This window comes from Clavibacter sp. MX14-G9D, from assembly GCF_032917815.1.
Lineage (GTDB): Bacteria > Actinomycetota > Actinomycetes > Actinomycetales > Microbacteriaceae > Clavibacter > Clavibacter michiganensis_K.
Genome location: NZ_JAVCVL010000091.1, coordinates 1 through 9,898, shown reverse-complemented (window position 1 = coordinate 9,898; position 9,898 = coordinate 1). Strand labels below are relative to the sequence as shown.

General features: G+C 74.8%; 8 protein-coding genes. 7 read left to right on the top strand and 1 reads right to left on the bottom strand.

Annotated elements, in window-relative coordinates:
* The first annotated feature begins 86 nt into the window (after positions 1-86).
* A complete protein-coding gene (locus Q6969_RS08970) occupies positions 87-518 on the top strand; it encodes a DUF1801 domain-containing protein (RefSeq protein WP_317230122.1) in 432 nt (143 codons plus the stop codon).
* 43 nt (positions 519-561) lie between these two features.
* On the opposite strand, the gene Q6969_RS08965 is transcribed toward Q6969_RS08970, so the two are convergent.
* Positions 562-1,593: an Lrp/AsnC family transcriptional regulator gene (locus Q6969_RS08965; protein ID WP_317230121.1), complete on the bottom strand. Its 1,032-nt coding sequence runs from the start codon at positions 1,591-1,593 to the stop codon at positions 562-564.
* 194 nt (positions 1,594-1,787) lie between these two features.
* Between Q6969_RS08965 and Q6969_RS08960 the strand changes: the two genes are divergently transcribed.
* Genes Q6969_RS08960 through Q6969_RS08935 form a run of 6 tightly spaced genes read left to right on the top strand, consistent with a single transcriptional unit; the run spans position 1,788 to position 9,743 of the window.
* Positions 1,788-3,338: an ABC transporter substrate-binding protein gene (locus tag Q6969_RS08960; RefSeq protein WP_317230120.1), complete on the top strand. Its 1,551-nt coding sequence runs from the start codon at positions 1,788-1,790 to the stop codon at positions 3,336-3,338.
* Positions 3,339-3,352: 14 nt separating this feature from the next.
* Complete coding sequence (locus Q6969_RS08955; RefSeq protein WP_317230119.1) at positions 3,353-4,420, top strand: ABC transporter permease; 1,068 nt, start codon at positions 3,353-3,355, stop codon at positions 4,418-4,420.
* A complete protein-coding gene (locus Q6969_RS08950; protein ID WP_317230118.1) occupies positions 4,413-6,245 on the top strand; it encodes a dipeptide/oligopeptide/nickel ABC transporter permease/ATP-binding protein in 1,833 nt (610 codons plus the stop codon). Before Q6969_RS08955 ends, Q6969_RS08950 begins: the two co-directional genes overlap by 8 nt.
* Entirely contained in the window at positions 6,242-7,114 is an 873-nt protein-coding gene (locus tag Q6969_RS08945) for an ABC transporter ATP-binding protein (RefSeq protein WP_317230117.1), read from the top strand. Before Q6969_RS08950 ends, Q6969_RS08945 begins: the two co-directional genes overlap by 4 nt.
* 56 nt (positions 7,115-7,170) lie before the next feature.
* Positions 7,171-8,478 (top strand): amidohydrolase family protein, encoded by a 1,308-nt coding sequence (locus Q6969_RS08940; protein WP_317230116.1) that lies wholly within the window; start codon positions 7,171-7,173, stop codon positions 8,476-8,478.
* Positions 8,475-9,743, top strand: a complete 1,269-nt coding sequence (locus tag Q6969_RS08935; protein ID WP_317230115.1) for a M20 family metallopeptidase — start codon at positions 8,475-8,477, stop codon at positions 9,741-9,743. Before Q6969_RS08940 ends, Q6969_RS08935 begins: the two co-directional genes overlap by 4 nt.
* The last annotated feature ends 155 nt before the right edge of the window (positions 9,744-9,898 follow it).

Genomic DNA, 9,898 nt, shown 5'->3' with positions numbered 1-9,898 from the left:
CCGGCGGCGAGCGCGCCCGCGGCCCCCTGACCGCCCACGCGCGGGCAGGGCTGGCCGCGGCCCGCCCGGACCGCCACACTGGCGGCATGGCCGCTGCGAAGACGATGCCCACCGACCAGGACGTCGCCGCGTTCCTCGACGCCGCGACGCCTCCGCGCCGCCGCGCCGACGGGATCCGGCTCGCCGAGGTGTTCGGGGAGGTGACGGGCGTCGACCCGGTCATGTGGGGGCCCTCGATGGTCGGCTACGGCAGCTTCCGCTTCGTCTCCGCCCGGGATCCGCGGACGCGCGGGACCTGGCCGCGCACCGCCTTCTCGCCGCGGAAGGCGCAGCTCTCCCTCTACGGGCTGAAGGACCTGCCCGCGGGCGCGGCCCTCCTCCCGTCGCTCGGCACCTTCACCGAGGGCGCCGGCTGCGTGTACGTGCGGACCCTCGACCACGTGGACCTCGACGTGCTCCGCCGCCTCATCGCCATCGCGTGGGCGCGCCCGGACGATCCGGAGCCGGGGGCGCGCTGAGCCCGACCAGCCCGTCGTGCCCGGGGGCACGGCGGAGCCGGGCTCACCCGTCGACGTGGGCGTCCAGCCCCATGGGCACGAACGAGCTCCACCGGCCCTCGTCGTCGAACAGGTGGCCCGTGCGCTTCGCGACGCGCGGCACCACCCAGCGGTCCACGATGCGCAGGTTCTGGAACACCCGGGTGAGCTTGCTCTCGATGTCGTCGAGCTCCTCGAGGTTCCGCAGCCAGAGCGACGCGACGAGGTTCGCCTGCCCGGTGACGGAGGCGCACATCCTCAGCTGCGGGAACAGCCGGAGGGCCGCCGCGACCTTCTCCATCTCGGCCTGCGCGACGCTCAGCCAGATCATGGCCGAGCTCTCCCAGCCGAGCAGGTTGTAGGCGAAGTCGATGCGCCAGCCCACCCAGCTGGCCGCGAGGAGCGTGTCGATGCCGCGCGACACGGACGCGAGCGACTTGCCCACGCGCTGCTGCACGGAGGAGACCGGTCGCCGCACGTCGTCGGTGAGCGCCTCGATGAGGTCGAGGTACGCCTGCGTCGGCGCCGCGCGGCGCGGGTTCTGCGGCAGCGTCGCCTCGACCGCCCGGGCCTGCGCCGCGGTGAGGGCGGGCACGCGGTAGCTCGACCCCTCCTGGAAGAAGCGGCGGACGTGGTGGGTGCGCGTGCCGGCGATGCCCGGCACCGAGCTGCCGAGCTCGTCGACGAGCCGGTCGATCGCGAGGAGGTCGGCCGCCGAGAGGGTGAGGTAGAGGTCCCGCGACCCGCTCGTGCAGTGCACGCTCGTGATCTGCCGGCGGCCCGAGACCGCCCGGATGACGTCCTCGCGATGGCCCGGACGGCACATGACCTCGACCAGCGCGGTACGGCGGGGGAGCGCGAGCCCCTCGGTCGCGCCCGCGCTCGGCGGCTCCAGGTAGAAGCACGTCGACCACACGACCCGGTCGTCGAGGAGGCGCTGCCAGCGCCTCGAGAGGGTCGACGCGTCGACCTGCAGGATCCCGCTCAGCTGGGCCCACGAGATGCGGGGGCTGATCTGCACGGCGTTAATGAGCTGGAAATCCAAGGGGTCGGCCATGGCATGAATCTGGCATCCGGATGCGCGAGGTGTCAAGAATCCTGCCGATTCGTGCCTCGAAGGCGAAGGAGCAGGCGCGCCAGGCGCAGCATCCTCACATCGCGCCGCACGGCGCGGACCGGTGGCGCATCCGTCGCCCCGGCGGCGACGACGCCCCTCTCCCCATCCGCAGCACCCGCCCCACCGGAGGACCGATGCCCGCACCACGCCACCTCGCCGCCACCTCGCTGGCCGCCCTCGCCGCCCTCTCGCTCACCGCGTGCGCCTCGGGAGGGGCGGGCAGCGCGGGCGACAGCATCAACGCGACGCTCGGCACCGACCCCGGCGGCTTCGACCCCGCCCTCGCCCGGGCCGCCGACGACTACGTCGTCGACCGCATGCTCTTCGACACGCTGCTCCGCAAGGACGACGGCAACGTCCTCGTCGGCGGCCTCGCCACCGACTGGGAGGCCGCCAGCGCCTCCGACTACACCTTCACCATCCGCGACGACGCCAGCTGCGCCGACGGGACGCCCATCACGCCGACCGTGGTCGCGGACTCGCTCACGCGCTTCGCCGATCCCGTCACCGCCTCCACCGGCCGCACCCTCGCGCTCGGCGGAGCATCCGCCGAGATCACCCCCGACGACGCCGCGGGCACCGTGCACGTCGCGCTGTCGGAGGACTGGGCCGACTTCCTCACCGGCATGACGCTGCCGCACTCGGGCATCGTGTGCCCCGCGGGGCTCGCCGACCCGGAGGGGCTCCTCGCCGGCACGGTGCCCGGCGCCTTCTCCGGGCCGTACTCGCTGACCGCGTCGCAGCCCGCCGTCTCCTACGAGATGACCCTCCGCGACGACTACGACGCCTGGCCCGCCTTCGCGGAACCGCTCGAGGGGACCCCCGCGACGACCGTGACGTTCACGCCCATCGCCGACCCCGCCACCCTCGCGACGCAGCTCCTGTCCCGCGGGGTGGACGTCGCGAGCTTCAGCGGCGAGGAGGTCGAGCGCTTCGACGGCGACGACGCGTTCACGCAGACGCAGGTCACGGGCCTCACGTCGTACCTCCTCTTCAACCAGCGCGAGGGATCGCCGTTCGCCGGCCGTCCGGACCTCCGACGCGCCGTCGCGCAGGCCGTGGACGGCGTGGCCCTCACCGACGTCCTCACCGACGGGCGCGGGGAGCGCATCGCCTCGGTCAGCTCCGACGCGGTCTCCTGCGTCAGCACCGACGACGGCCTCCTCGTCCCCGAGGACCCGGAGGCGGCGTCCGCGGCGCTCGCGGGCGTGCCCATCCGCCTCGTCGGCACGCAGCTGTTCGGCCCTGGCAACGAGTACATCGCCGAGGTGCTCCGCGCCGCGGGCGCCGACGTCTCCTACGACGAGCTCGACAACGCGAACTGGTCGACCACCACGGGGTCGCCCACGGGCTGGGACGTGACGCTGCAGGGCGACATCAACCTCATGGGCACGCTCACCTCCTCGCTGCTCCGCGTCATGGGGCCGAGCCAGGAGGACGGCGGCCGCAACAAGACGGGCGTCGTCGACGACGCGGGCTACGCCGCGCTGACCGAGGCGATGGCCGTCGTCGACCCGGAGGAGCGGTGCGCGCCCATGCAGGCCGCGCAGGCGTCCGTGCTCGAGACCGTCTCCGCGGCGCCGCTCGCGGCCGTGCCGACCACGGTCGTGACCGCCGAGGGCATCAGCATCCGCGCCTTCGACGACTACGTCGACCCGTCCACCATGCGCGTCGTCGCCGAGTGACCCGGGCGCCCTCGATGACCGCCGACACCGTCGCCGCGACCGCGGCCCCCGCCGCCGTCGCCCCTCCGGGGACATCCAGCGGGGCGGGCCCGGGCACCCGCCCGGCCCGCCGGGGCCGCTCCCTCTGGCTCGACTTCGCCGTGCGCCGGGCCCTCGGGCTCCTCGGGACGCTCGTCGCCCTGGTCGTCCTGTCGTTCCTCATCGTGCAGCTCATCCCGGGGGACCCCGCGGTGGCGCTCGCCGGGGCGGACGCGTCCGTGGACGAGATCGAGGCGCTCCGCACGGAGCTCGGGCTCGACCAGCCCGTGCTGCAGCAGTTCGGCGCGTACGTCGCACAGCTGGCGCAGGGCGACCTCGGGACCTCCTTCCAGTACCGGCAGCCGGTCGCGACCATCATCGAGAACCGGCTGCCGTTCACCGCCACCATCGCGCTCGTCGGCATCGCCGTGGTCCTCGTGGTCGCGGTGCCCCTCGGGATGCTGATCGGCGTGCAGACGCGCGGCGGCCGCCGGCGGTGGCTCGACACGGCATTCGGCGCGGTGACGGGCTTCCTCGACTCGGTCCCCGGGTACGTGATGGCGACGATCCTCGTGGTGCTTCTCGCGCTCGGGGTGGGCATCCTGCCGCTGTTCCCGCCGGCCTACAACGCCCGCGCCGGCGCCGCCGCGTACGTGCTGCCCATCGCGGCGCTCGCCATCGGCCCCATCTGCACCATCAGCCGCGTGGTCCGCCGCGAGACGCAGGTGGTGCTCGAGGAGGACCACGTGCGCACGGCCCGCGGCTGGCGGCTCGGCGCGCTCCCGCTGCACCTCAAGTACGTGCTGCCGAACCTCCTGACCACGACGCTCACCCTGAGCGGCCTGATCCTCAGCGGCATGCTCGGCGGCGCGCTCATCATCGAGAGCGTCTTCGCCCTCCCGGGGCTCGGCACCGGGATCATCAAGGCCATCCTCGACCGCGACTTCCCCGTGATCCAGGGCATGGTGCTCGTCCTCGGGATGATCGCCGCGCTCGTCAACCTGCTCGTCGACGTGGCCCTCGGCCTCATCGACTCGCGCACCCTCGGAGGACGACATGACTGACACGACCACGGGCGCCACCGCGGAGTCTCCCGCCGGACCCGTCGTACCGGCGCCCGGCTCCACGCCCCGCCGATTCCACTGGACGCCCGGCCTCGTGACGGGCCTCGTGCTCCTCGCCGCCGTGGTGCTCGTGGGGATCGTCGCGCCGCTCCTCCTGCAGGAGCAGGCGGACACCATGGCCGAGCGGGCCGCGGCGCCCTCGGCGGCGCATCCGCTCGGCACCGACCAGGCCGGGCACGACATGCTCGCCCGGAGCCTCGTCGCCACGCGGCTGACGCTCCTCATGACGCTCGGCGCCACGGCCATCGCCGTCCTCGCGGGGATCGTCGCCGGCACGGCCGTGTGGCTGCTGCCGCGGCGAGCCCGCGAGGTGTGCCTGCGCGTCATCGACGGCATGGTCGCGTTCCCCGGCCTCCTCCTCGCGCTGGTCGTGGCGGCGATCCTCGGGGCCGGCGCCGGCCCTGCCGTCATCGCGATCGGCGTGGCCGGCATCCCGACCTTCGCGCGGCTGACCGCGAACCTCGCCGCGAAGGTGTCGCAGCGCGACTACGTCTCCACCGCCCGCCTCCTCGGCGTCGGGGACCGGCGGATCGTCACCGACCACATGCTGCCGAACATGGCCGAGCCGCTCCTCGTGCTCGCCGCCTCGACGTTCGCGCAGTCGCTCACGGCCATCTCCGCCCTCTCCTTCGTCGGACTCGGCGTGCAGTCGCCGCAGTACGACTACGGGAAGCTCCTCAACGAGGCGCTGCCGTCGCTGCTGTCCGGGCGCCCCGAGCAGACGGTCGGTCCGGCCGTCCTCATCGTCGTCACCGGGCTCGCCGCGATGCTCGTGGGCGACGGGCTCGCGGCCGCCGCCGACCCCCGCGCGGGCCGGCGGGCGTCGGCCGCCGCCGTCCGCGGCGCGGGCACCACGCTCGTCCCCGGGCTCGACGCGATGGTGCGGGTCGAGGACCTGTGGGTCCGCACCTCCGCCGGCGTGCCGCTGGTGAAGGGCATCTCGTTCACGGTCGGCCGCGGCGAGGTCGTCGGCATCGTGGGGGAGAGCGGGTCCGGCAAGTCGCTCACCGCGATGAGCGTCGCCAGGCTCCTCGCCGACGGGCTGGAGGCGGAGGCCGCGACCATGCGGCTCGACGACCTCGACCTGCTCGGCCGGGTGGATCCGCGGGTCCTCGCGCAGACCGTCAGCCTCGTCTACCAGGACCCGGGCAGCACCTTCAACCCGGCGCTCCGGCTCGGGACCCAGCTCACGGAGGTGCTCCGCACGCACCGCGGGCAGTCGCGCGCCGCCGCCCGGTCGACCGTGCTCGACGCGCTCCGCCGCGTGCACCTGACGCTCCCCGAGAAGCGGATGCGCCAGCACCCGCACGAGCTGTCCGGCGGCATGCGGCAGCGGGCGATGATCGCCGCGGCGCTCGCGGTCGACCCGAAGCTGATCATCGCGGACGAGCCGACCACGGCCCTCGACGTGACCGTGCAGGCGGAGATCCTCCGCGAGCTGAAGCGCCTCAACCGGGACACCGGCACGGCGGTCATGTTCATCTCGCACGACATCGGCGTGGTCCGCGCCCTGTGCGACCGCGTCCTCGTCATGAACGGCGGCGAGATCGTGGAGGAGATCGACGCGGACCGGCTCGACGCGGCGACGGCCGTCCACCCGTACACGCGGGCGCTCCTCGCCGCGACGCCGAGCCTCACCGAGCGGGTGGGCGAGCTCCCGGTCGTCGACTGGCGCGGCGAGCAGGCGCGCACGGCGGCGGGACCCGGCGCCGATCCCGACCGCACGGCCGGCACCCGGCCCGACACCCAGGAGGTGGCGCGATGAGCGCCCGCATCGACGACGCCGACGTCCGGCCGGACGCGCGCGCGACCGGCACCGACTCGGGCGGGGGACCCGCCCGGACGAGCCCCGATGGCCCTCCCATGCTCGAGGTGCGCGGCCTCGACGTGGTCTTCGGCAGCGGACCCCCGGCGGTGCGCGTGCTGCGCGGCGTCGACGTCACGGTCGGCGCCGGCCGCACCGTGGGCCTCGTCGGCGAGAGCGGGTCCGGGAAGTCCACCCTGGCCAAGGCCCTCGTCGGCACGGTACGGCCGAGCGCGGGGAGCATCCGCATCGGCGGGGTCGACGTGCGCACGCTCGGACGCCGCGACCGCGCGGCCATGCGCCGCCGCGTGCAGATGATCCCGCAGGATCCCTACTCGTCCCTCGACCCCCGCCGCACCATCGGGCAGGCGCTCGCCGAGGCGGTGGATCCGCGCCACCCGGACGTGCGCCGCCACCGGGACCTCATCGCGGAGTGGCTGCGCGTGGTGCGCATGCCCGCCGACGCGATCGACCGCTACCCGCACGAGTTCTCGGGCGGCCAGCGGCAGCGCATCGCCATCGCGCGGGGCCTCCTCGTGCGGCCGGAGTTCGTCATCGCGGACGAGATCACCTCCGCGCTCGACGTGTCGGTGCAGGCCGAGATCCTGAACCTCGTCGCCCGCCTGCGCCGCGAGCTCGGGCTGTCGATGCTGTTCATCTCGCACAACCTGGCCGTCGTCCGGCACGTGAGCGACGACGTCGTGGTGCTCTACCGCGGCGACGTCGTGGAGCAGGGCCCCACCGAGCAGGTCTACTCCGACCCCCAGCACCCGTACACGCGGTCGCTCCTCGCGGCCGTGCCCGGCGCGCCCGGCTTCTCCATCGACTGACCGGGGGCCGGCCGCGCGCCGGCTCCCGCCCCATCCGCCCGCACGAGAGGATCCCCATGTCCCGACCCCCCGTCCCCGCGCTCGCCGGGATGCGCCTCACCGGCGCGCGCCTCATCGACGGCACCGGCCGTCCGCCCCTGGACGACGCCGTGCTCGTCGTCGACGACGTGGGCACGATCGCCTACGCCGGACCTGCCGTCGGCGCTCCGCCCGCCGCCGGGGCCCGCACCGTCGACCTCGCCGGTCGCACGCTGCTGCCGGGCTTCATCGACACCCACGTGCACCTGTCCATGGACAGCGCCGACGGCCCGTACCACCGGGTCGCCACCGAGCCCGCCGTGATCGCCTTCGAGACGGCCGACCGGATGCGCCGCACGCTCGAGGCCGGCGTGACCACGGCCCGCGACCTCGGCGGCCTGAGCGCCGGGTACCGCATCGCGGTCGAGCGCGGCCTCATCGCCGGGCCCCGCCTGCACGTGGCCGTGAAGGTCATCAGCCACACGGGCGGGCACGGCGACTTCCACCTGCCGGGCGGTGCCGTGCACACGCACACGGAGGCCATGTCCGAGATCGCCGACGGGGTCGACGAGGTGCGGCGCGCGGCGCGGCGCATCCTCCGCTCCGGCGCCGACGTGGTGAAGATCTGCACGACGGGCGGGATGGGCAGCCCGCACGACGCCCCCGAGGACGAGGGGCTCCGCATCGACGAGGTCCGCGCGATCGCCGACGAGCTCGAGCGGCACGGCGGGACGCCGCTCGCGGCGCACGCGCAGGGCACGGCCGGGATCCACGCCGCGGTGCTCGGCGGCGTGACGAGCGTCGAGCACGGGTACGGCATCGACGACGAGGCCATCGACATGATGGGGGAGCGCGGCACGTTCCTCGTGCCGACGCTCTCGACCGTCTTCCTCGGCATCGACCGCGACCGCATGGAGCCGTACCACTACGCCAAGAAGACGCGGTGGACCGGGATCACGAAGGTCAACGTGGCGCACGCCATCGAGCGGGGCGTGCGCATCGCGCTCGGCACCGACTCGGGCGTCGGCCCGCACGGCCAGAACCTGCGGGAGCTCGCCTGGATGGCGGAGCTCGGCATGGACCCGATGGACGCGATCGTCGCCGGCACCCGGACCGCCGCGGAGCTCCTCGGCATCGCCGGGACGACCGGCACGCTCGAGGCCGGTCGCCTGGCCGACCTCGTGATCACCGACGTCGACCCGCTCGCCGACATCGCCGGGCTCGGCGACCCCGGGAACGTGCTCGTCGTGGCCCAGGCGGGTCGCGTCGTGAAGGACACCATCGGCCTCCTGGACCGCGTCGCGGCCGAGGCCACCGCCGACCGAGAGACGAGGATCCCCGCATGACCGTCGACACCGACACCGACACCGACACCGTTGCCGACACCGACGCCGGTGCCGCGGCCGGGGCGGCGACCGCATCCGCCCCCGACGCCGCCCTGGTCGCCGCCGCCGCGGAGCTGCTCCCCGGCCTGCAGGACCTCCGGCGCCGTCTGCACGCCGAGCCCGAGGCCGGGCTCGTCCTGCCCGCGACCCAGGCCGCCGTGCTCGCCGCCCTCGAGGGGCTCGGCCTGGAGATCACGACGGGCACCGCCACGACCTCCGTGGTCGCCGTGCTCCGCGGCGGATCCCCGGGCCCCACCGTGCTCCTGCGCGGCGACATGGACGCGCTGCCGCTCGCCGAGCAGACGGGGCTCGACTACCAGGCGACCAACGGCAGCATGCACGCGTGCGGCCACGACCTGCACACCGCCGGGCTCGTCGGCGCCGCCCGACTCCTCGCGGCCCGGCGCGAGGAGCTCGTCGGCGACGTGCTCCTCATGTTCCAGCCCGGCGAGGAGAGCTGGGGCGGCGCGGAGATCATGATCGAGGAGGGCCTCCTCGACGCGTCGGGCTCGCTGCCCGTCGCCGCCTACGCGCTCCACGTCGGTCCGGGCGAGCGCGGCGCGTTCCAGTCGCGGCCGGGGCCGGTCATGGCCAGCTCGAACAGCTTCTACGCGACGTACCGCGGGGACGGCGGCCACGGGTCGACGCCCTGGAAGGTCGCCGACCCGGTGCCCGCGGTGGCCGAGCTGACGCTCGCGCTCTCCACCATGGTGGCCCGCCGCACCAGCGTCTTCGACCCGGCGGTGCTGTCCGTGACGATGCTCAACGGGAGCGCCACGCGGAACGTGATCCCGGAGACGGCCGGCCTCGGCGCGACGGTGCGCGCGCACTCGGAGGGCGCCCTGGCGATCCTCGAGCGGGAGACCGTGCGGCTGGCCGAGGGCATCGGCGACGCCCACGGGCTCGCCACCACGGCCGAGTTCTCGCGCCACTACCCGCCGACGGTGAACGACGCCGACGAGGTGGCGCGGGTGGAGGCGGCGGTGGCGTCGCTGTTCGGGGCCGGGCGCTACCAGACGATGCCGCACCCGATGATGGGATCCGAGGACTTCTCGTTCGTGCTGGAGCGCGTGCCCGGCGCCTTCGTGATGGTGGGGGCGTCACCGGACGGCGTCGACCCCGCCTCGTGCGCCTCGAACCACTCGCCGTACGTCGTCTTCGACGACGCCGTCCTCGGCGACATGGCGGCGCTGCTGGCGCACCTCGCGCTCACGCGGCTGCGCTGAGCCGGCTGCGGGACGGCGCTGCGCTGACCGCGCGACCACGACGCCGCGCGGGTCAGCGCGCCCGGTGCCCGACGTGCACCGTGCGGGTGCCGCGGAGGCGGACGCCCGGGATGCGCTCGAGCGCGTGCGGGCCGCGGGGGTCGAGGAGCGCGTCG